The sequence below is a fragment of the Streptomyces sp. CA-146814 genome (genome assembly GCF_050942385.1).
In the GTDB taxonomy this organism is placed as follows: Bacteria; Actinomycetota; Actinomycetes; order Streptomycetales; family Streptomycetaceae; genus Streptomyces.
Window position 1 is genome coordinate 5,066,843 of record NZ_CP192068.1, and the last position, 21,619, is coordinate 5,088,461.

General features: G+C 71.8%; 20 protein-coding genes. 8 read left to right on the plus strand and 12 right to left on the minus strand.

What is annotated here, in order from left to right; all coding sequences use genetic code 11:
- Positions 1-8: 8 nt before the first annotated feature.
- The 5 genes from ACQP09_RS22795 to afsQ1 all read right to left on the minus strand — a co-directional run bounded on the left by ACQP09_RS22795 (position 9) and on the right by afsQ1 (position 3,977).
- Positions 9-215 (minus strand): PspC domain-containing protein, encoded by a 207-nt coding sequence (locus ACQP09_RS22795; RefSeq protein ID WP_433402400.1) that lies wholly within the window; start codon positions 213-215, stop codon positions 9-11.
- 134 nt (positions 216-349) lie between these two features.
- On the minus strand, positions 350-922 hold the full coding sequence (locus ACQP09_RS22800) for a VanZ family protein (RefSeq protein ID WP_433402403.1): 573 nt from the start codon (positions 920-922) through the stop codon (positions 350-352).
- A 174-nt stretch (positions 923-1,096) separates the two neighbouring features.
- A complete protein-coding gene (locus tag ACQP09_RS22805) occupies positions 1,097-1,735 on the minus strand; it encodes a hypothetical protein (protein ID WP_433402406.1) in 639 nt (212 codons plus the stop codon).
- The gene (locus tag ACQP09_RS22810) at positions 1,732-3,303 is read right to left on the minus strand and encodes an ATP-binding protein (protein WP_433402408.1); all 1,572 of its coding nucleotides are present in this window, start codon (positions 3,301-3,303) and stop codon (positions 1,732-1,734) included. Before ACQP09_RS22810 ends, ACQP09_RS22805 begins: the two co-directional genes overlap by 4 nt.
- Entirely contained in the window at positions 3,300-3,977 is a 678-nt protein-coding gene (gene afsQ1 / locus ACQP09_RS22815) for a two-component system response regulator AfsQ1 (RefSeq protein ID WP_078533099.1), read from the minus strand. Before afsQ1 ends, ACQP09_RS22810 begins: the two co-directional genes overlap by 4 nt.
- 217 nt (positions 3,978-4,194) lie before the next feature.
- Here afsQ1 and ACQP09_RS22820 point away from each other — a divergent pair, with 217 nt between their 5' ends.
- From ACQP09_RS22820 to ACQP09_RS22835, 4 genes are all read left to right on the plus strand, one after another.
- Positions 4,195-4,983: a SigE family RNA polymerase sigma factor gene (locus ACQP09_RS22820; protein WP_433402411.1), complete on the plus strand. Its 789-nt coding sequence runs from the start codon at positions 4,195-4,197 to the stop codon at positions 4,981-4,983.
- A 335-nt stretch (positions 4,984-5,318) separates the two neighbouring features.
- Entirely contained in the window at positions 5,319-5,834 is a 516-nt protein-coding gene (locus tag ACQP09_RS22825) for a hypothetical protein (RefSeq protein WP_433402414.1), read from the plus strand.
- 83 nt (positions 5,835-5,917) lie between these two features.
- Positions 5,918-8,185, plus strand: coding sequence for a hypothetical protein (locus tag ACQP09_RS22830; protein ID WP_433402417.1), 2,268 nt, complete (start codon positions 5,918-5,920; stop codon positions 8,183-8,185).
- Positions 8,186-8,249: 64 nt separating this feature from the next.
- Positions 8,250-9,266, plus strand: coding sequence for a hypothetical protein (locus ACQP09_RS22835; RefSeq protein ID WP_433406722.1), 1,017 nt, complete (start codon positions 8,250-8,252; stop codon positions 9,264-9,266).
- 6 nt (positions 9,267-9,272) lie between these two features.
- Here the strand turns inward: ACQP09_RS22835 and ACQP09_RS22840 are convergent, their stop codons facing one another.
- Positions 9,273-9,983, minus strand: a complete 711-nt coding sequence (locus ACQP09_RS22840; RefSeq protein ID WP_433402420.1) for a uridine kinase — start codon at positions 9,981-9,983, stop codon at positions 9,273-9,275.
- A gap of 60 nt (positions 9,984-10,043) precedes the next feature.
- Between ACQP09_RS22840 and ACQP09_RS22845 the strand changes: the two genes are divergently transcribed.
- Positions 10,044-10,466: a hypothetical protein gene (locus ACQP09_RS22845; RefSeq protein WP_404071421.1), complete on the plus strand. Its 423-nt coding sequence runs from the start codon at positions 10,044-10,046 to the stop codon at positions 10,464-10,466.
- 74 nt (positions 10,467-10,540) lie between these two features.
- Here the strand turns inward: ACQP09_RS22845 and ACQP09_RS22850 are convergent, their stop codons facing one another.
- The 3 genes from ACQP09_RS22850 to deoC are packed head-to-tail and all read right to left on the minus strand — an operon-like array spanning position 10,541 to position 13,841.
- Positions 10,541-11,458: an aldehyde dehydrogenase family protein gene (locus ACQP09_RS22850; RefSeq protein WP_433402422.1), complete on the minus strand. Its 918-nt coding sequence runs from the start codon at positions 11,456-11,458 to the stop codon at positions 10,541-10,543.
- Positions 11,451-12,887, minus strand: coding sequence for an aldehyde dehydrogenase family protein (locus ACQP09_RS22855; RefSeq protein ID WP_433402425.1), 1,437 nt, complete (start codon positions 12,885-12,887; stop codon positions 11,451-11,453). Before ACQP09_RS22855 ends, ACQP09_RS22850 begins: the two co-directional genes overlap by 8 nt.
- Before the next feature lie 6 nt (positions 12,888-12,893).
- A complete protein-coding gene (gene deoC / locus ACQP09_RS22860) occupies positions 12,894-13,841 on the minus strand; it encodes a deoxyribose-phosphate aldolase (protein WP_433406723.1) in 948 nt (315 codons plus the stop codon).
- Positions 13,842-14,145: 304 nt separating this feature from the next.
- Here deoC and ACQP09_RS22865 point away from each other — a divergent pair, with 304 nt between their 5' ends.
- Entirely contained in the window at positions 14,146-14,790 is a 645-nt protein-coding gene (locus ACQP09_RS22865) for a PH domain-containing protein (RefSeq protein WP_433402428.1), read from the plus strand.
- Between the two features lie 81 nt (positions 14,791-14,871).
- Here ACQP09_RS22865 and ACQP09_RS22870 read toward each other — a convergent pair whose 3' ends face one another.
- The 3 genes from ACQP09_RS22870 to ACQP09_RS22880 all read right to left on the minus strand — a co-directional run bounded on the left by ACQP09_RS22870 (position 14,872) and on the right by ACQP09_RS22880 (position 18,345).
- Positions 14,872-16,512: a phospho-sugar mutase gene (locus ACQP09_RS22870; protein ID WP_433402431.1), complete on the minus strand. Its 1,641-nt coding sequence runs from the start codon at positions 16,510-16,512 to the stop codon at positions 14,872-14,874.
- A 465-nt stretch (positions 16,513-16,977) separates the two neighbouring features.
- A complete protein-coding gene (locus ACQP09_RS22875; protein WP_109979279.1) occupies positions 16,978-17,802 on the minus strand; it encodes a purine-nucleoside phosphorylase in 825 nt (274 codons plus the stop codon).
- A gap of 105 nt (positions 17,803-17,907) precedes the next feature.
- Positions 17,908-18,345: a gamma-glutamylcyclotransferase gene (locus ACQP09_RS22880; protein ID WP_015610940.1), complete on the minus strand. Its 438-nt coding sequence runs from the start codon at positions 18,343-18,345 to the stop codon at positions 17,908-17,910.
- Positions 18,346-18,735: 390 nt separating this feature from the next.
- Between ACQP09_RS22880 and ACQP09_RS22885 the strand changes: the two genes are divergently transcribed.
- Together ACQP09_RS22885 and ACQP09_RS22890 are read left to right on the plus strand one after the other, a co-directional pair.
- Positions 18,736-20,175 carry an NAD(P)H-quinone dehydrogenase gene (locus ACQP09_RS22885; RefSeq protein WP_433402435.1) on the plus strand — a complete coding sequence of 480 codons (1,440 nt, stop codon included), beginning with the start codon at positions 18,736-18,738 and terminating at the stop codon, positions 20,173-20,175.
- Between the two features lie 219 nt (positions 20,176-20,394).
- Positions 20,395-21,369: a DeoR/GlpR family DNA-binding transcription regulator gene (locus tag ACQP09_RS22890; RefSeq protein ID WP_433402437.1), complete on the plus strand. Its 975-nt coding sequence runs from the start codon at positions 20,395-20,397 to the stop codon at positions 21,367-21,369.
- Positions 21,370-21,619: the final 250 nt, after the last annotated feature.

Genomic DNA, 21,619 nt, shown 5'->3' on the forward strand with positions numbered 1-21,619 from the left:
CGGTCGCGTCACCAGGCCGTCGCGGACGAGGAGGACTTCTCCGCGGGCAGCAGCGCCCACAGGGCCAGATACAGCAGGAACTGCGGGCCGGGCAGCAGACACGAGACGACGAAGATGACGCGCATCGTGGAGGCCGAGGTGCCGAAGCGCCGTGCCAGACCCGCGCAGACACCGCCGATCATGCGTCCTTCGGTGGGGCGGACCAGTGCGGCCATGGTGGGCTCCTTCGCGAACCGTAGCGGTGGGAGCGGGACCTGTCCGTGTCCCGCTCCGCCGGGAAGCCGGGAGCCGTTCTGTGCTGCTCCCGATGTATCCATGGTGCATCCGCGAGGGGGGACAAAGCATCGCTCTACGGGGCGATGCCGACCCTGGTAATCGTCGGGGTCGAACCCCCAGGGGCCTCGTCCCGCAGAAGGGTCTCCTGCCGGTACCGGGGAAGGTCCCGTACGCCCGGCACGCCCCGGCGGCGCAGCCGGGCCCGGCAGACCGGGACGACCAGCAGATGGGCCAGGACCACGCCGGCGGTGTTCAGCAGCACCGAGTCGATGTCGACCACCTGGCCCGGCACCCCGGTCTGGCCCAGCTCGATGGCGAGCGAGATCAGCGCCCCGGCCGCCACCGTCCGCAGCAGCGACACCCAGGGCGAGACGAAGATCCGGCCGCCGGCCATCGGCAGCAGCACCCCGAGCGGGGCCAGCAGGAGCAGCGCCCCGCCGATCCGGCGTACGGCCTCGGACGGGCCCAGCGCGAGATCGGCTCTGATGGAGGCGAGTGGCTCGAAGTTGGCGGCGGTGATCCACGGAACGTCCAGCGGGCGCAGCGTCAGCCACCCGACGAGCAGCAGATGTGCGAGGAGGAGAGTGACCCCCGCCGCGCGGAAGTGGATGACGGTCTGACCGTCCGAACCTTGACGCACGTCCACCAAGACGCCACGACCGGCCGGATCGGTTCCGCGACTTCGCCGGAGGCCGTACGGAGCGGCGCACCCGGTCCCGTACGCGCAGGTGGGCAGCGGTTCCGTCCTGCGGCCCGCCCGCGCTATCAGTCCCGTACGAGCACGTGCGGAGCCGTCCCGTCCTGCGGCCCGCGCGAGCCATCAGTCCCGTAGGAGCACGTCCGGAACCGTCCCGTCCTGCGGCCGCGCCTTCGTCTGCGAGGTGCAGAGATAGCCGCGCGGCCGGTAGTCGCCGGGCCCGCCGAGGACCACCGAGCCCTTCGTGACCAGCGCCTCGTTCTCCGCGTACGTGCACACCAGCTGCGCCAGCGCCTCGTCCGAGAGGTCCTCGGGCTGGCTGCTCAGCCGCAGGGCGCCCGCCGGGTCGCCGGCGCGGGAGGGCTCCAGCCGCAGCCCCGCCGGGACCGCCGTGGAGAACCCGGCCCGGCGCTCGCTCTCCGGCGGCGCCTGCCGCACCTGGTCCAGCAGCGCGCGGGCGGCCACCAGCCGGTCGGCGCCCCCGGCCGTACCGCTCGGCACCGGCCGGTCCACGGCCACCAGCTGCGAGGCGCACACCAGGTACACCGGCGCCGCCACACTGTCCGGCGACCGGGTCGTGACATCCGCCGACGGCAGCTTGCACGGCACCCGGGACGGTGCGGCCCCGGCGTCCACGGGCACGGACGTCGTCCGGATCCCGCACCCGGAGGCGAGCGCGGCCACCGTCAGGACGGCGCCCAGTACGGCGACGGCGGCGCGCCGTCGCGGGGCACGCTCCATCGGCCGGAACGCACCGGTCATGACGCCCCACCGTCCTCACTGTCGTCGCCGTCCCGAGGCCCGCCGTCACGCCCGCCGTCCCGTCCGACGGAGCCGTCCGCCCCGCCGCCCGTGAGCTTCGACGCGTCACGCGGCAGCCGCAGCACGAACACCGCGCCGCCGTCCGGCGTGTTGGCGGCGGTGATGTCACCGCCGTGGATGTGCGCGTTCTCCATGGCGATGGAGAGGCCGAGCCCGCTGCCCTCCGAACGCGGCCGGGAGGCACTGGCCTTGTAGAAGCGGTCGAAGACGTGCGGCAGCACCTCCTCCGGGATGCCCGGACCGTGGTCGCGTACCTCGATGACCAGCTCCTCGCCCTCCGTCCGCACCCGGACCCCCACCGGCGAACCGCCGTGCTTGAGCGCGTTGCCGATCAGGTTGGCCAGGATCACGTCCAGCCGGCGCGGGTCGAGCCGGACCATCATGCCGCGCTCCGCGTCCAGGTCCACCGCGTCCAGCCAGGCCCGGGCGTCGATGCAGGCGGTGACCTGGTCGGCCACGTCCACGTCGTCCAGGACCAGGCGCGCGGTGCCCGCGTCGAAGCGGGTCACCTCCATCAGGTTCTCCACCAGGTCGTTCAGCCGCCGGGTCTCGCTCACCACGAGGTGCACGGCGGGCGCGATCATCGGGTCGAGGCTGTCCGCCTCGTCCTCCAGCACCTCGGCCACCGCCGTGATCGCGGTCAGCGGCGTGCGCAGCTCGTGGGACATGTCCGCGACGAACCGCCGGCTCGACTCCTCCCGCGCGCTCATGTCCGCGACCTTCTTCTCCAGCGAGCTGGCGGTCCTGTTGAACGTACGGGAGAGATCGGCGAGTTCGTCCGTACCGGAGACCGTGAGCCGGGTGTCGAGCTTGCCCTCGCCCAGCTTGCGGGCCGCGTCACCGAGCCGCTGCACCGGCCGCAGCACCGTCGTCGCGGCCGCCTGCGCCAGCAGCGCCGAGCCGATCAGCGCGAGCGTGGTGGCGATCCCGAGCGACCAGGCCAGCGAGTTGAGGTCCTGCCGCTCCTGGTCCAGGGACTTGAGCATGTACCCGGTCGGTCCGCCGCCGATGATCCGCGTACCGGCGACGAGGTACGGCGTGCCCGCGATGCTCGTCCGCTGCCAGAACAGGTGGTACTCGTGCTCGTTGTTCGAGGTCAGCGGCTGCTTGCGGGCCACCTGCTTCTGCAGCGGTTCCGGTACGTCGTCCCGGGTGAAGGTGTCCAGGTCCGAGAAGCCGACGATCGGCTTGCCGCGCTCCCGCTCGTCCACCAGCAGCACGTCGTAGCCGGGTCCGCCGGAGGCCATCTGCCCGGCGGCCCGCTGGAGGTCGTCCTTGGTGGGCCGCACCGGCAGCGCCGCCGCCGTGTCCTGCATCTGCCGCCGGAAGTCGTCGAGCGCGCTGTCCTGCGTACGGGTCAGCACGGCCTCGCGGTTGAGCCAGTACGCGATCCCCGAGGCGGACACCGCCGCCGTCAGCGCCACCAGCGCGAACACCACGACGAGCCGCAGCCGCAGACTGGTCCAGCGCAGCCCCGCCCGCAGGGACCGCTTGGCGCGTTCGGTCACTGAGGGGAGTCCAGCCGGTAGCCCACGCCCCGTACCGTACGGATCAGGGTCGGCGAGGACGGTACGTCCTCCACCTTGGCGCGCAGCCGCTGCACACAGGCGTCCACCAGCCGCGAGTCACCGAGGTAGTCGTGCTCCCACACCAGCCGCAGCAGCTGCTGGCGGGAGAGGGCCTGGCCGGGCCGGCGGCTCAGCTCCAGCAGGAGCCGCAGCTCGGTCGGCGTGAGCTGCAGGTCCTCACCGCCCTTGGTGACGGTCATGGCGGAGCGGTCGATGACCACGTTGCCGAAGGTCGCGGAGTCGGTCGACTCGCGTTCACCGCGGCGCAGCACCGCCCGGATCCGGGCGTCCAGCACCCGGCCCTGGACGGGTTTGACCACATAGTCGTCCGCGCCGGACTCCAGTCCCACCACGACGTCGATGTCGTCGCTGCGCGCGGTCAGCAGGATGATCGGCAGCTGGTCGGTGCGGCGGATCCGCCGGCACACCTCGAAACCGTCGATCCCGGGCAGCATCACATCCAGCACGACCAGGTCGGGCCGCTGCTCGCGCAGCAGCTCCAGGCCGTCCTCTCCCGTCGCCGCGGTGGCCACACGGTGGCCCTGGCGTGACAGCGAGAGTTCGAGGGCCGTGCGGATGGCGTCGTCGTCCTCGATCAGCAACAGGAAAGGCACGAGCGTCATTCTGGCCCATGGTGGCGCTTCAGTTCGACCTGTGGCCCGCTCCCGTTGCCCGCACACGGCCGCGACGGCTGCCGGGCACGGCCACAACTACCCCTGTGACAGGCCTGTGACAGTCGGGGGACAGCGCCATGAAACTGCCCCGGCAAGCTCTTGGTCAGCGGGAAACGAACGAAGGACTTCACCGATCTCCACCGATAGGGGGCGCGAGATGAACGCACTGCACAGCACCGGCTCAAGCGCGGTTGTGACGCGTCTCCACGATGTCGGCCGGAGCGCGGAGAAGTCCGGCGCGATGAACGGGACGAACCTGCGGGGGTGCGTTCGGAGCGCCGGGCGTCAGCACCTGCCGTCGCAGTCGGCCGCGGAGCAGCCGCGTACGACGTACATGACGGTGGTCGACGCGCCCACGGGGAACCACGGGGGAAGCGCGTACGGGGAGGTCACGGGGGACCGCACCCGGGCGGAGACCGCGGAGGCCGAAGCGGCCTTCACGGCTTACGTCCAGGAGCGGCGGGCCTCCCTGTACGCAACCGCCTACCACCTGACCGGCGACCGGTTCGAGGCCGAGGACCTGCTGCAGAGCGCCCTGTTCTCGACGTACCGGGCATGGGACCGGATCAGTGACAAGGCGGCGGTCGGCGGCTATCTGCGCCGCACCATGACCAACCTGCACATCAGCGCCTGGCGCCGGCGCAAGCTCAACGAATACCCGACCGAGGAACTGCCGGAGACGGTGGGCGACACGGACGCGATGCGCGGCACGGAGCTGCGGGCGGTGCTCTGGCAGGCGCTCGCCCGGCTGCCCGAACTCCAGCGCACGATGCTGGTCCTGCGGTACTACGAGGGCCGCACCGACCCGGAGATCGCGTCGATCCTCGACATCAGTGTCGGCACGGTGAAGTCGAGCATCTGGCGGTCCCTCCGCCGGCTGCGCGAGGACGAGGTCCTCAGCTTCGGACGTGACGAGCAGGAGTCCTTCGGCGAGCTGGTGGCCTGAGGCAACGGGGGGAACGGGGAAACAGGGGGAACGGGGAAACGGGGGAAACGGGGAACGGCCACTGCTTCGGGGGAGGCAGGGGCCACGGGGGGAGCAGGGAAAACGGGTCCGAGGGGGCCTGGGGGAACACGGGGGAAACGGTCCGTCGCTTCGGGGGAGGCGCGGGCCACGGGGGAGAACGCAGCGGGGTCGTACGGGCCGGGGGGTCCTGTACGGCCCCGTTCGCTGTGCGCGCGGGCCGGCTCCGGTCCCACGTACGGGTGGCGGAAAAGACGCTTGTTAGTCTGAGCCGATCACGTCAAGCGTGGTAGTTCGAGGAAACTCATGGGGGCCAAGTGAGCAGCGAGGCGGGCGAACGGACAGCGGCGGACGGCGGGTCGGCCTCGATGCAGCTCAACGAGGCACCGACCGACCCTTCACCGCCTCCCGTGTACGGCCCCTTCGCTCCGGGCCAGGGCCCGAACACCTCGCCTCAGGTCCCGTACGCCCCCGGATACGCGCCGCCGTTCGCGCCCGGCGGCCCCTCGCTGGCCACCGACCCGGCCCGCAAGAAGGCCGCGGCCGAGGCCATCCGTACGCGGATCAAGCCCGGGACCAAGGGCGCCGGCGAGCACGCGGACGAGGAGACCTCGGCCGCCGTCAAGGGGCTCGGCGCCAAGGACGGCGACGGGTGGGTCACCTCCCGTGCGCTGAAGGACGCGCACAAGACGTGGGGCGGGCAGGTGCGGTCCATGCTGGGCCGGCTCGACGCGGACATCAACAGCCTGAGCGGCGCCCGCCGGAACCTCTTCGGGGCCGACGTGCAGAGCGGGCTGGGGTTCGGCCGGACCTCACCGTTCGACACCTACTGACGGTCACGGAGCGGGAAGAGCCGACTCGGCGCGTTCATCAGGCATTCCGGACGACAGCGATACCGGACGACGGGGACAAGGGCATGCCCACCTACCACGAGATCATGACGACGGACCTCTCCGCTCTCACCACGGCCGCGGACAAGTGGACCGGCATGGCAGGCGAGTTCGACAAGCAGGAGAAGGCGTACGAGAAAGAGGTCCAGGGCATCACGCTGGAGCGGACCTGGATCGGCCAGAGCGCGGAGGCCGCCAACGCGCAGTTCCGCGTCATGCTCAACGAGTACCGGGCGGCGCAGACCCAGGCCAAGGCGATCGCCTCGCTGCTGCGGGACGCGCACACCCAGTTCACCGAGTTCAAGAGCAAGCTCCAGACGGTGAAGGCCGACGCGCTCAAGGCCGACATGCTGATCTCGGACGCCGGCCGGGTCACCTTCGACATGGCGAGCCTGAGCGAGGGTTCCCGGGCCGCCTACCGCCACGACCCGGACTACCAGAAGTCCGTACGCGACGCGGTCGGCTCCTGGCAGCGGGCGATCGACCGGCTGGTCGCGCAGACGTCGGACGCCGACGCCGGTGTCCAGATCGCGCTGAAGGCCGTGGTGAAGGACACCGACACCACGGACGGCACCAGGGACGGCTTCAACGGCCAGGCGCTGGGCGACATCGAGGCGTACGAGCTGCGCAACACCCAGGAGATAGCCGAGCGCCTGCTCGACGGCAAGAAGGTCTCCGACGCCGACCTCGCCGAGATGGACCGGGCGATGCGGGACCAGGCCGGCGACAAGGTCTTCGCCCAGGGTTTGCTGAACAAGCTCGGCCCGGAAGGCATCGTCAAGCTGAGCGACGTCATGTCCGACCGGGAGCGGGACGGCGGATCCTCCGCCGACCAGTACACCAAGCTCCTCGGCGGACTGGCCGACACGGTCGCGACGGCCACCCAGGTCCCCGGTTCGATGACGGACGCGGGGCCCGGCTCGGCGAAGTACCAGGCCTGGCTGAACAGCCCGGACGGCGCGTTCTACAAGAAGTTCACCGAAGGCCTCAAGGAGGCCGGGGCCAAGAACTACGACTCGAAGACCAACCCGCTCTACGGCTACCGCCCGTTCGTCGAGATGATGACCCGCGCCGACCAGCCGTTCGACGACCAGTTCCTCAACCAGCTCGGCCACGACATGATCGCCGCCGAGAAGGACAACCGGGCCATCTTCGAACAGTGGGGCGGCAACCACCGCGAGGGCCGCGCCGACGCGCTCGACAGCCTGCTCGGCGTGATGAGCAAGAACCCCGACGCCGCCACCGCCTTCTTCGACCCGAAGCTGGAGAACGGCCAGGCGCACCTGGACTACCTGGTGGGCAACGGGGACGACGCGCGGGAGTGGCCGAAGCTGAACACCGTGGCCGGCCCCCGGGTGTTCATCGAGGACGACCCGCTCAGCCGCCACGGCCTGGGGCTCGCGCTGGAGGCCGGGGCGACGGGGGAGGAACCCGGCACTCCGCTGGGCAAGCCGGGGCCGCACAGCGAGGGTCAGGCCCGGGTCATGCAGGGCATCATCGCGACGCTGGACCAGGGGACCAACGGGGACACCGTTCCCGAGGCTCTCAAGGTGCCGCTGGGCCGGGTGCTGAACGACTACACGGCGGACACGCACGCCATCCTGGGCGGATACGCGCCGGGCAGCCCGAGCGGCCTGGACGACGTCGAAGGATCGGGCGACAGCGCCTCCATCACCAACAGCAAGGCCAGCCTGCTGCGGGTGATGCGTGGCGTGTCGGACGGTGTGGCCGGTGAGGACGCGGAGGGGGAGCCCATCCGGGTCTTCGATGCGCTCTACGAGGCGCAGCGCCAGTACGCGGTTGAGTACCTGGACACGGGCGACCGCGTTCCCCAGAGCAGCTTGACCCAGAATGTGACCGGCTGGGATGTCAGGTCACGTGATGTGGGACAGGCCTTCGGCGGCATGAACGCCATCGCCACGGACATGATCCTCGACGTTCGTGACGCCGAGATCGGGAAGATCAACGACCAGGCGCGTTATGGGTACCACGGCCTCGGAGCGGTGGCCAACATGATTCCTCAGGCCGGCGATATCGCGCAGCGGGCCGTGGATGCCGCCACCTACGAGTGGTCCAAGGGCGCTGCGAATGAGGCGGAGCTGGTGGCGAAGGGCCAGGTCAGCGAGAAAACGGCGTGGGGCATCGCCAGCACGAACGGCCTCATCCAGGACTGGGCTCACACGCGTGGGGCCTCGGACGAGAGCAACGCCGTCCGGAACGCCGTGCAAGAAGCGGGACAGAGCTACATCACCGGCCGTGAAGAAGCGTATTCGGCCCTGCGAACCAGGAAGTGAGCACGTGAGCACAGCAGCAGGAGCGGCAGGCCGTACGCGTCCGGTGTGGAAGGTCTGGGCGGTCGTGGCCGCCGTGGTCGTGGTGGTCGCGGGGCTGCTGCACGCCTGGCGCAACACCAACGTGCTGACGGCGGACCGGCTCTGTGGGGACCTGGTGTCGGCGGAGCAGGTGGACGCCGTCCTTCCGGGGTCCGGGCGTCTGGACGCCGAAGGGGACGGGCTGGACGAGGACGACCTGACGGATACGGAGTGCAGGGTCGAGAAGTCGTCCGTCGTCCTCGGTTCCGGCGAGAGCGGGCTCAGCGTCCGGCTCTGGGGGGTACGGGGCTATGACCCACTGGCGTTCGACAGTGAGCCCTACCCACCGGGCGCCTCGTACTTCACCGGCGAGGTGACCGGCGGGGTCAATGCGTACAAAGCGTGGGTCATGCTGCCCGAGAAGTGCTGGACGGACCGGCCGGTGGTCGCCGAGTTCAGCATCAACGAACCGGCTGTGGACCGCACCGCCTTCGCCGTCCTGGCCACCGACACCGCACGGACCATCGCGGCCCGGACCCAGTGCGGTGACCTCCCCGAGAAGCCCGGAACGCTCGTCTCCCCTCGCTCCGATTCCGCGCGCCCGGTCTCCGAAGGACAGGTGTGCGGCCTGGACGGTCTGACCGTGGCGGGCCAGGTGCCAGCGGGGACGAAGGTGCTCGAAGAAGGCCAGCAGGCCCCCACCGACCTGTGGTTCTGCAAGCTGACCCTGAACGACGAGACGAGTGGCTTCGTCCGTGGTGACGGCTTCATGAGGTACACCGCCACCCGGGACCCGCTGCTCATCGCCGCCATGCGGAAGTTCACGGGCACGGCCAAGGCCACGGCGCCGGACGGCCGGGAGGCCGAAAAGATCGACAGGGGCCCCGGATTCATCCTGCCTTGCGCGGACGGCGGCCCTCTCTACCTGGCGGTGGAGTCGGGGCTCCAGTACCTGGAGGCGAGCAAGCGCCACGAGGACCTGCCGAAGCGGGATGCCTACGTCGCCCCCTTCATGAAGGCCGCCGCCAAGACCTTCGGCTGCGCAGCCCCCGCCGGCGGCTGAAAGGCCCTACTCCGGCGCCCCCACCGTCGCCCGCCGGCACCGCCCCGCCGCGGCGGCGGCGAAGCGTCCCAGGGCCTCCTCCTTGCCGCACGGGTACGCCCCCAGCGCCGTCTGGCGGGCCACGATGCGCCGCTCGGCCCGCATCAGGCGCCAGCCGCGGCGGAGCAGGAACGGGACCGACTTGCGGCCCTCGCGCAGGTCCCGGACCAGGCGGCGGCGGAACGTGGTGGACGGGCGGCCGCGCAGGCAGAGCGCGTCCGCCAGCAGGCCCAGCTCCTGGCAGCGGCCCACGATGTCCGCCGCGAAGATGCCCTCGGCCACGAAGAGCGGCGAGCGCTCGATGTGGAAGGCCTCCTGGCCCGTACGGGAGCTGGTGGCGATGTCGTACACCGGAACGTCCGTACGGCCGGACCGGCACAGCTCGGCGATGGCCGCCACCGCCGCGTCCGCGTCCCAGGACGCGGCGGAGTCCCAGTCGATGTCCGGGGAGCCGGGCACCCGGGGCAGCGTCGGGTCGTCGTGCTCCTTGTAGAAGTCGTCCAGGCGCAGCACCGGGAGGCCGGTGCGGGCGGCCAGGACGGACTTGCCGGAGCCGGAGGGGCCCGCGAGCAGCACGACGCGGGTCGGGATCGAGGGGGAACGGGAACTCACAGAACAGAAGTGTGAGGCATTGACCCGCGCAGGGGACCACCCGGGCCTCCTGTTGGTATCCAGCATCACACCTCAACTACTCTGCGCGTACGGACGATTACCCGACCAGGTCGATCAGGTGGAAACATGGCACTTCACGCACGCAAGCCCGAACGCCGCGCCCTGCTGCGCGCCGGTCTGACCGTGACCGCGCTGGGAGCGGCCCTGGGGGCCGGTGCGGGCTCCGCCCAGGCGGCCCCCACGCTGCCCCCGGTCGCCGAGATCCCCGAGCAGGGCACCGCGGCCGTCCAGGCGGTCACCAAGAGCGCCGGGCCCGCGGTGACCAGCGCGCTCGGGACCTCGCTGACCAACAGCATCCGGCCCATCACCGAACTCCAGCTGCACCCGCTGGCCAAGACCGGCGTCGACCCGCTGGACAACGCGGTGGGCACCCAGGTCGCCGACTTCCAGCCGGTGTCGACGGCGATCCTCACCGACCCGCTCACCAGCGGCGGCGCGATCGCCGACCTGCCGGTGGTGGGGCAGGTGACCCGGCTCGTCACGGGCTGACGCCTTCCCGTACGGCGGAAGGGGCCGCCTCCAGCGTGTGGAGGCGGCCCCTTCCGCGTACGACGGCGAGAACGTCAGTACGACGAGCCCGACGCCCCCAGCGCACCCGTCGGGTGCCAGACCGTCTTGGTCTCCAGGAAGGCCGTCAGCCGGTGCGTGCCGGGCGCGGCCAGCCAGTCGGTGGACGCGTCGGAGCCGTCCGCCTCGGCGGGGAGCGGGCGCAGGACCCGCTTCAGGTTGTCCGCCGCCGCGATCTCCAGCTCCTTGGCCAGCTCCGCGCCGGCGCCGGTGAGGTCGATCGCGTTGACGTCCTGGTGGGCGGCGAGCGGGGCCGCCAGCTCCGCCGTGGCGCCGGACAGGATGTTGACCACACCGCCGGGAACGTCGGAGGTGGCCAGCACCTCACCCAGCGAGAGCGCGGGCAGCGGGGCGTCGGCGGAGGCGATGACGACCGCCGTGTTGCCGGTCGCGATCACCGGAGCGATCACCGAGACCAGGCCGAGGAACGACGACGCCTGCGGCGCCAGGACCGCGACGACACCGGTCGGCTCGGGCGTGGAGAGGTTGAAGAACGGGCCCGCCACCGGGTTCGCCCCGCCGGAGATCTGGCCGATCTTGTCGGTCCAGCCCGCGTACCAGACCCAGCGGTCGATCGCCGCGTCGACGACGGCCGCCGCCTTGGACTTCGACAGCCCCTCGGAGGCCGCCACCTCGCGGACGAACTGCTCCTTGCGGCCCTCCAGCATCTCGGCGACGCGGTAGAGGACCTGGCCGCGGTTGTACGCGGTCGCGCCCGACCAGCCGCCGAACGCCTTCCGCGCGGCCACGACCGCGTCCCGTGCGTCCTTACGGGAGGACTGCGGCGCGTTCGCCAGCCACTGGCCCTTGGAGTCGCTCACCTCGTACACCCGGCCGCTCTCGGAGCGGGGGAACTTGCCCCCGACGTACAGCTTGTAGGTCTTGAAGACGCCAAGACGGTTCTGCTCAGACATCGAGGTACGCCTCCAGGCCGTGGCGGCCGCCCTCGCGGCCGTAGCCCGACTCCTTGTAGCCGCCGAACGGCGACGTCGGGTCGAACTTGTTGAACGTGTTGGCCCAGACGACGCCCGCGCGGAGCTTGTTGGCCACCGCGAGGATGCGGGAGCCCTTCTCCGTCCAGATGCCCGCCGACAGGCCGTACTGGCTGTTGTTGGCCTTGGCGACCGCCTCGTCCGGCGTGCGGAACGAGAGCACGGAGAGGACCGGGCCGAAGATCTCGTCACGGGCGACCGTGTGGGCCTGGGTGACGTTGGTGAAGAGGGTCGGCGCGAACCAGTAGCCCGACGACGGCAGTTCGCACGGCGCGCTCCAGCGCTCCGCGCCCTCCGCCTCGCCGGTCTCCACCAGCGCGGTGATCCGGGAGAGCTGCTCGGCGGAGTTGATCGCGCCGATGTCGGTGTTCTTGTCCAGCGGGTCGCCGAGCCGCAGCGTCGAGAGCCGGCGCTTGAGCGCGTCCAGCACCTCGTCCTGCACCGACTCCTGGACCAGCAGCCGGGAACCCGCGCAGCAGACCTGGCCCTGGTTGAAGAAGATGCCGGTGACGATGCCTTCGACGGCCTGGTCGATCGGGGCGTCGTCGAAGACGATGTTGGCGCCCTTGCCGCCCAGCTCCAGCGTGACCTTCTTGTCCGTGCCCGCGACCGAGCGCGCGATGGCCTTGCCGACGGCGGTCGAACCGGTGAAGGCCACCTTGTTGACGTCCGGGTGCGTGACGAGGGCCTCGCCCGCGTCCCCGTAACCGGTCAGGATGTTGACGACACCCTTGGGAAGCCCGGCCTGACGGCAGATGTCCGCGAAGAAGAGAGCGGAGAGCGGGGTCGTCTCGGCAGGCTTCAGGACCACCGTGTTGCCGGTGGCGAGCGCCGGGGCGATCTTCCACGCGAGCATCAGCAGCGGGAAGTTCCACGGGATGACCTGGCCCGCCACACCGAGCGGCCGCGGGTTCGCCCCGTACCCCGCGTGGTCCAGCTTGTCGGCCCAGCCCGCGTAGTAGAAGAAGTGCGCGGCGACCAGCGGGAGGTCCGCGTCGCGCGTCTCCTTGATCGGCTTGCCGTTGTCGAGCGTCTCCAGGACGGCCAGCTCGCGGCTGCGCTCCTGGATGATCCGCGCGATCCGGAACAGGTACTTGGCGCGCTCGGAGCCGGGCAGCGCCGACCACTTCTCGAACGCCTTCCGCGCCGCCTTCACGGCCCGGTCCACGTCCGCCGCGCCCGCCTGCGCGACCTCGGAGAGCACCTCCTCGGTGCTCGGCGAGACGGTCTTGAAGACCTTGCCGTCGGCGGCCTCGGTGAACTCACCGTCGATGAAAAGCCCGTACGAAGGGGCGATGTCGACGACGGAACGGGACTCCGGCGCCGGTGCGTACTCGAATGCGGATGCCATGGCTTATCAGTCCACCGTCACGTAATCGGGGCCGGAGTAACGGCCGGTGCTGAGCTTCTGGCGCTGCATCAGCAGGTCGTTGAGAAGGCTGGAGGCGCCGAACCGGAACCAGTGGTTGTCCAGCCAGTCCTCACCCGCCGTCTCGTTCACCAGCACCAGGAACTTGACCGCGTCCTTGGTCGTACGGATGCCGCCGGCCGGCTTCACACCGATCTGTACGCCGGTCTGCGCCCGGAAGTCGCGCACGGCCTCCAGCATCAGCAGCGTGTTGGCGGGGGTGGCGTTGGTGGCCACCTTGCCCGTCGAGGTCTTGATGAAGTCCGCGCCCGCCAGCATCCCGAGCCAGGAGGCGCGGCGGATGTTGTCGTACGTGGACAGCTCACCGGTCTCGAAGATCACCTTGAGGCGGGCGGACCCGCACTCGGCCTTCACGGCCACGATCTCCTCGTAGACCTTCAGGAACCGGCCGGAGAGGAACGCCCCCCGGTCGATCACCATGTCGATCTCGTCGGCCCCGGCCGCCACGGCGTCACGGACATCCGCGAGCTTGACGTCCAGCGCGGCACGGCCGGCCGGGAAGGCGGTCGCCACGGACGCCACCTTCACACCGGAACCGGCGAGCGCGGCGGTGGCGGTGGCCACCATGTCGGGGTAGACGCAGACCGCGGCGGTGCGCGGGGTCGTGCGGTCGAGCGGGTCGGGGTGGACGGCCTTGGCGGCGAGAGCCCGGACCTTGCCCGGGGTGTCCGCGCCTTCCAGCGTCGTCAGGTCGATCATCGAGATGGCGAGATCGATGGCGTACGCCTTGGCCGTCGTCTTGATCGAACGGGTTCCGAGGGCGGCGGCGCGCGCTTCGAGGCCGACGGCGTCGACGCCGGGCAGCCCGAAGAGGAAGCGGCGCAGCGCACTGTCGGACGCCGTCGCGTCGGAGAATGCGGGAGCAGTGGTGGGCATGGTCACCAGGGGAGCATATCTACGCGCGTAGCGACCTGTACAGGGGGACGGCTCAACCGTGCGCACCGCCACATGCGCGCCCGGGTCGGCTCGACTGTGCGCCCGTGGTGCGTATGCCTGGGGCGCCACGCCCGTGCGCCCGTGGTGCGTACCGCCGCGCTTGCCGCGTACGCCTGGGGCACCGCGCCCGCGCGCACCGCCGCACGCGCCGCGTACGCCCGGGGCACTCCGCCCGCGTGCACCGCCGCACGTGCCTCCGGGGCGCATGACCTCTCCGCCGGGTCCGTCAGGCAGAATCGGCCCCATGACGAGCCCCACGCCTCCCGCAGAGCCGCAGTACGCCGACCGGACCCACCGCTCGACCTCCGCGCTGGTCTGCGGAGTGCTGCTCATCGCGCTGGTCGCCGTGATGGCCGGCGACGCGCTGTTCCGGGGCGAGGGGCAGGCGCCGTGGCTGGCCCTCGCCGCTCTGCTCACGGCGGTACCGCTGATCGTGGCGTTCACCCTGCGGCCCGTCGTCGCCGTGAACGACGAGCGGATCCGCATCCGCAACCCGTTCCGGACGATCCAGCTGCCGTGGACCGAGGTGGCCGACGTCCGGGCCGGCTACTCCTCCGAGCTGATCGCCGCCGGCGGTACCAAGTACCAGCTCTGGGCCATCCCGGTCTCGCTGCGCGACCGCAAGCGCGCCTCGCGCGCCGCCGGCCGCGCGCCGCACAAGGACGCCTACGGCCGTTTCTCGCCCGGCGCGGCCGCCGACGCGCACCAGCACAGCGTGCCGCCGGTCGCGGCCGCCGACCAGACGATCATGGAGCTGCGGGACCTCGCGGAGAAGGCGGGCGACCCGAAGGACGGGGCCACCACGGGCTCGGTGCGCTGGGCGTACGAGGTGATCGCGCCGGCGGCCGCGGGGGTCGTGCTGTTCGTGGTGCTGTGGGCGATCGGCTGAGCAGCCCGTACGTCCGTACGTCCGACGCGGAAGGACCGGCCCCCCTCTGGAGGGGCCGGTCCTTCGTTTCCGTCCGTACGCTCAGATCCCGGCGGCCGCCGCCAGGTCCCGCTTGACCCCGGCCAGCAGCTCCGCGCCGCGCGCCCGTGCGGCGGGCAGTCCGGCGGCGTCCGCGACCGGGACCACCACCTCCAGGTAGCACTTCAGCTTCGGCTCGGTGCCGCTCGGGCGGACGATCACGCGCGCGCCCTCCAGGTGGTACCGCAGCCCGTCGGTCGGCGGCAGCGCGGGCGTGCCCTGTGACAGGTCCTCGGCCGAGGTGACCGCGAGGCCGGCCAGCGCGGTCGGCGGCTGCTCGCGGAGCCGGGCCATGGCGTCCGCGATGACGGTCAGATCCTCCACCCGTACCGAGAGCTGGTCGGTGGCGTGCAGACCGTGGGCCAGCGCCAGGTCGTCCAGCAGGTCCAGCAGCGTACGACCCTGCTCCTTGAGTACGGAGGCCAGCTCGGCGACGAGCAGCGCGGCGGTGATGCCGTCCTTGTCGCGGACGCCCTCGGGGTCGACGCAGTAGCCGAGCGCCTCCTCGTAGCCGTACCGCAGGCCGTCCACCCGGGCGATCCACTTGAAGCCCGTCAGCGTCTCCTCGTAACCGATCCCCGCCTTCTCGGCGATCCGGCCGAGCAGCGACGACGACACGATCGACTCCGCGAACACGCCGGAGACGCCGCGCTCCACCAGGTGCGCGGCGAGCAGCGCGCCCACCTCGTCACCGCGCAGCATCCGCCAGCCGCCCTCGGTGGCGGTGTCGGGCACGGCGACGGCACAGCGGTCCGCGTCCGGGTCGTTGGCGATGATCAGGTCCGGCGCCGCCCGGCGTGCGGTGGCGAAGGCGAGATCCATCGCGCCGGGCTCTTCCGGGTTGGGGAAGGCGACGGTGGGGAAGGCGGGGTCGGGCTCGGCCTGCTCGGTGACGAGGACCGGCTCCGGGAAACCGGCCCGCTCGAAGGCGGCGGTCAGGACGGAGGTGCCGACGCCGTGCATCGCGGTGTAGACGGTGCGGGCGGTACGGGGGCTGCCGGAGGCCAGGACGGCGTCCGTACGGGCGAGGTACGCGTCCAGGACCTCCTCGCCGAGGGTCTCCCAGCCGTCCTCGGGGCGTACGGCGTTCGCCAGCGGGCCGACGGCGGCGATGGCGGCCGCGATCTCGCCGTCGGCCGGGGGCACGATCTGCGAGCCGTCGCCGAGGTAGACCTTGTAGCCGTTGTCGCGGGGCGGGTTGTGGCTGGCGGTGACCTCGACGCCGGCGACGGCGCCCAGGTGCCTTATGGCGTATGCCAGTACGGGGGTGGGGAGCGGGCGGGGGAGTACGGCGGCGCGGAGTCCGGCGCCGGTCATCACGGCGGCGGTGTCGCGCGCGAAGTCCGCCGACTTGTAGCGGGCGTCGTAGCCGATGACGACGAGGCCGCCGGCCTGGCCCTGGGCCTTGAGGTACGCGGCGAGGCCCGCCGCCGCCCGGATCACCACGGACCGGTTCATCCGCATGGGGCCGGCCCCGAGCTCGCCGCGCAGTCCGGCGGTGCCGAACTGGAGCGTGCCCGCGAACCGTGCGGCGAGCTCCTGCGTGTCGCCCGCCTCGATCAGCGCGGCCAGCTCGTCGCGGGTCTCGGGGTCGGGGTCCTCGGCCAGCCAGGTCCTGGCCTGCGCGATGAGGTCGTGCTGCACGGGGTCCGCCTTTCGGGGGTGTGCGGGTGGGGGCGTACGGGGGTGGGTGCGGGTGGGGGTGCGGCCCCGGGGTCGGCCGGGCTCGGGCGGGTGCGGGGCGGTGGGGCGGGGGTGGGCGCTGCGCGGGCTGTTCCCCTCCCCGCCCCTTCCCGAAACCGGGGCTCCGCCCCGGACCCCGGTCCTCAAACGCCGGACGGGCTGGAAAGGAAGCCGGGGCGGGCTGGAGGTGAGGCGGGCGGGGTGGGGCGGAGGGGAGACCGGGTGGGCCGGAAGGAGCGCGCCCAGGCCGAAGACGAACACGTCCGGGCCGGAGACGAGCGCGCCCAGGCCGAAGACGAACACGTCCGGGCTGGAAAGAAGCGCGCCCTGGCCGGAAGGAGCACGTCCGGGCCGGAGACGAACACGCCCGAGCCGGAGACGAGCGCGCCCAGGCCGGAGACGAGCACGTCCTGGCCCGAGCAGGTCCTAGATGCGGTCCAGCACCCTCGCCAGCAGCGCGCCCATGCGCGTCGCCGAGTCGCGGCCCGCCTGGAGGACCTCCTCGTGGTTCAGGGGCTCGCCGGAGAGGCCCGCCGCCAGGTTGGTGACCAGGGAGAGGCCCAGCACCTCCGCGCCTGCCTCGCGGGCCGCGATGGCCTCCAGGACCGTGGACATGCCGACCAGGTCGCCGCCCATGACCCGGACCATGTTGATCTCGGCCGGGGTCTCGTAGTGCGGGCCGGGGAACTGGACGTACACGCCCTCTTCGAGCGTGTCGTCGATCTCCTTGCACAGCGCGCGCAGGCGCGGCGAGTACAGGTCGGTCAGGTCGACGAAGTTGGCGCCGACGATCGGCGAGGTAGCCGTGAGGTTGATGTGGTCGCTGATCAGCACCGGCTGTCCGGGACGCATGCCCTCGCGCAGGCCGCCGCAGCCGTTGGTCAGGACGACCGTCTTGCAGCCCGCGGCCACCGCCGTACGGACTCCGTGGGCGACGGCGGCGACGCCACGGCCCTCGTAGTAGTGCGTGCGGCCGAGGAAGACCAGCGCGCGCTTGTCGCCGATCTTGTACGAGCGGATCGTGCCGCCGTGGCCCTCGACCGCGGGCGCCGGGAAGCCGGGGAGCGCGGTGACGGGGAACTCGGCCTCCGGCTCGCCGAGTGCTTCGCCCGCGGGCGCCCAGCCGGAGCCCATGACCAGGGCGACGTCGTGGGTCTCGGCGCCGGTCAGCTCGCGCAGGCGGGCGGCGGCCCCGGCAGCGGCTGCGTACGGGTCGCCCTGGATGTTGTCCGGAATAACTGATGCGTTCACGCGGAAGAGCGTAACCGCTGAATGCCTACGCGCGTAGATGTCCTGGTGCAAAGACTCGCCGGGTGGCTTTGTGGCTTCGCACGAAGAGGAGCCGCCGGGCCCCGCTCAGCAGGGGCGCTTGCGCAGGCCCATCACGTAGTCGTGCGGGGCGCCGGCGGACTCGGCCGCGTCCGCGATCTCCCCGAGGTAGCGGGCGGACGGCAGGCCGCCTTCGTACCCGTTCAGCACGTACATCCAGGCCGGCTCCTCACCGTCCAGGGTGTGCACGCGGACGCGCATGCGCCGGTAGATGTCGAGCCCGACACCCTCCCAGCGGTCCATGGAGTCCTCGTCCATCGGCGCCAGGTCGTACAGCGCGACGAAGACCTGGGAGCGCGGCGCCTCCACCACGGTGGCCAGCGCCCCTTCCCAGCCCATCTGCTCCCCGCCGAAGGTCAGCCGCCAGCCGTTCAGCCAGCCGGTGCTGCGCATCGGGGAATGCGGGGCGCGGCGGGTCATGAGCCGCGCGTCGAGGTTGCCGGCGTACGCGGCGTAGAGCGACATGGGACCGAGGGTACGGGAGGGGGGCGCGGGAGTGCCGGTTCCTGTGACGAAGCCCCCGGTCGGGGGAGGGCCGGCCGGGGTTCGAAGGGCTGTGCGGGCGGGGTCGATTCCGTACGGGCGGGGTCTCTTCTCTCGTACGTCCGGAGCCCCGGCGCCCGTACGGAATCGGCCCCGGCTCCCGACGTCCAGGGCCTCCCTTCCCGTACGTCCGGGGCCTCCTCTCTCGTACGTCCGGGGCCCCGGCGCCCGTATGGAGGGCCCCGGGGCGAATCTGTTTGGCGCGTGCGGGACAATGGAGTACGTACTGCATTCCCCCGGGGCGATCCCCCGGACCCCCGGCCGGGGCGGCAGACGGCCGTGGGGATGACACCCACGCGAGGCGGACTTTTCGTGACCCGGATCGTGATCATCGGCGGCGGCCCCGGCGGCTACGAGGCGGCTCTGGTGGGCGCCCAGCTCGGCGCGGAGGTGACCGTCGTCGACTGCGACGGCCTCGGCGGAGCCTCGGTACTCACCGACTGCGTGCCATCGAAGACCCTGATCGCGACGGCCGAGGTGATGACCACCTTCGACTCCTCCTACGAGGAGCTGGGGATCATCGTCGCCGACGACACCCCGCACATAGAGCAGGCGGCGAGGGTGGTCGGGGTCGACCTCGGCAAGGTCAACCGCCGCGTCAAGCGTCTCGCGCTCGCCCAGTCCCACGACATCACCGCCTCCGTCACCCGGGCCGGCGCCCGCGTGATGCGCGGCCGCGGCCGGCTCGACGGGCTCCAGGCGGCCGACGGCTCCCGCCAGGTCGTGGTCACCGCCGCGGACGGCACCGAGGAGCGGCTCAGCGCCGACGCCGTGCTGGTAGCGACCGGCGGCCACCCGCGCGAGATCCCGGACGCGCAGCCGGACGGCGAGCGCATCCTGAACTGGACCCAGGTCTACGACCTCGACGAGCTGCCCGAGGAGCTCATCGTGGTCGGCTCCGGTGTCACCGGCGCCGAGTTCGCCGGGGCCTACCAGGCGCTCGGCTCCCGCGTCACCCTCGTCTCCTCCCGCGACCGGGTGCTGCCGGGCGAGGACCCGGACGCGGCCGCCGTGCTGGAGGACGTCTTCCGGCGCCGCGGCATGAACGTGATGTCCCGCTCCCGCGCCCAGTCGGCCAAGCGCGTCGGCGACCGGGTCGAGGTGACGCTGGCCGACGGCCGGGTCATCACCGGCTCGCACTGCCTGATGGCGGTCGGCGCGATCCCGAACACCGCGGGCATGGGCCTGGAGGAGGCCGGCGTACGGCTGAAGGACTCCGGCCACATCCTGACCGACCGGGTCTCGCGCACCAGCGCTCCGGGCGTCTACGCGGCCGGTGACGTGACCGGCATCTTCGCGCTGGCCTCGGTCGCCGCGATGCAGGGCCGGATCGCGATGTACCACTTCCTCGGCGACGCGGTCGCCCCGCTCAACCTCAAGACGGTCTCCGCCAACGTCTTCACCGACCCGGAGATCGCCACCGTCGGCTACAGCCAGGCCGACGTGGACGCGGGCAAGATCGACGCCCGGGTGGTCAAGCTGCCGCTGCTGCGCAACCCGCGCGCCAAGATGCAGGGCATCCGCGACGGCTTCGTCAAGATCTTCTGCCGTCCCGGTACGGGGATCGTGGTCGGCGGCTGCGTCGTCGCGCCGCGCGCCAGTGAACTGATCCACCCGATCTCGCTCGCGGTCGACAACAACCTGACCGTGGAACAGATCGCAAAGGCGTTCACCGTGTACCCGTCGCTGTCCGGATCGATCGCAGAGGTCGCGCGGCAGCTGCACACCCGCAAGCTGACGGACGAGGGCTGACGGCGGGTCAAGACCTGCTGGGCGCCTTGCGGTTGCCGGGGAATTGCGACATTCCCCGGCAACCCCCGCCAGTCCGGGCGAGGGTGATGACCGCTCGGCGATCACACCCGGACAACAACGAAAGTTCCTATACCACTTCGGTGGCCGCCGGATGTACAACTTCCGTTATTCGGCGCAAACTGCTGAAAACTCACCGGCGGCCAGGTTACTGTCAGTTTCGTGTTCGCTGCAGAACGTCGTCAGTTGATCCTCGAAATGGTGCGCGCCAACGGGGCGGTATCGCTCCGTGAGCTCGCCCGCGTCGTCCAGACCTCCGAAGTGACCGTACGGCGTGACGTGCGGGCACTGGAGGCAGAAGGACTCCTCGACCGCCGGCACGGCGGTGCGGTCTTGCCGGGCGGTTTTGCGCGGGAGTCCGGCTTTCCGCAGAAATCCCATCTCTCCACCGCGGAGAAGACGGCCATCGCCGATCTGGCGGCCTCGCTGGTCGGTGAGGGCGAGGCCATCGTGGTCGGCGCCGGTACGACCGCGCAGGAGCTGGCCCGCCGGCTCGCGCGGGTCCCCGGTCTGACCGTGGTCACCAACTCGCTGCTGGTCGCCCAGGCGTTGGCCCATGCCAACCGGGTGGAGGTCGTCATGACCGGCGGCACCCTGCGCGGCACCAACTACGCGCTGGTGGGCAGCGGGGCCGAGCAGTCCCTCCAGGGGCTGCGGGTCTCCCGCGCCTTTCTCTCCGGGAGCGGCCTCACGGCGGAGCGTGGCCTGTCCACCTCCAACATGCTCTCGGCCAGCGTGGACCGGGCCCTCGTGCAGGCCGCCGCGGAGGTGGTCGTCCTGGCGGACCACACGAAGCTGGGCGCCGACACGATGTTCCAGACGGTGCCCACGGAACTGATCACCCGCCTGGTCACGGACGAGCCCCCGCTCCACGACGAGCGCGCGGCCGCCGAGCTCCAGGCGCTGGCGGACCAGGGCGTGGAGGTCACGGTGGCCGGCCCCGACGCGGACGCGCCCGACGGCCCTCCCGGCGAGCGCCGCCCGCGCCGCGACATGCCGTTGCCGGGTCAGCGGCGGACGACGACGGGGCGGAACGGTGGGCTGGGGCCGCAGCTGCGGAGCGCGTCGCCGCTGTCCGACCAGACGTCGGCGTCGTCGGGCGAACGGGCCCGGGTGGCGGACCTGCGGCGGCGGTAGGGCCGGACCCTTGTCGGGGGCGCTGCCCCCGAACCCCCGCTTGAGGGCTCTCACAACCCCTTCAGCGTACGAGGAGCGGGGCCGCGGTGTTCAGCCCCTCCGGCGTTTGAGGAGCGGGGTCCGGGGCGGAGCCCCGAAAGCCTCAGCCTCTCCGGCGCTTGAGGACAAGGGGGCCCGGGGCAGCGCCCCGGTTTCGGGAAGGGGCGGGGTGGGGTGGGGTGAGGCTCCGCGCAGCGGACCCCGGGGCCGG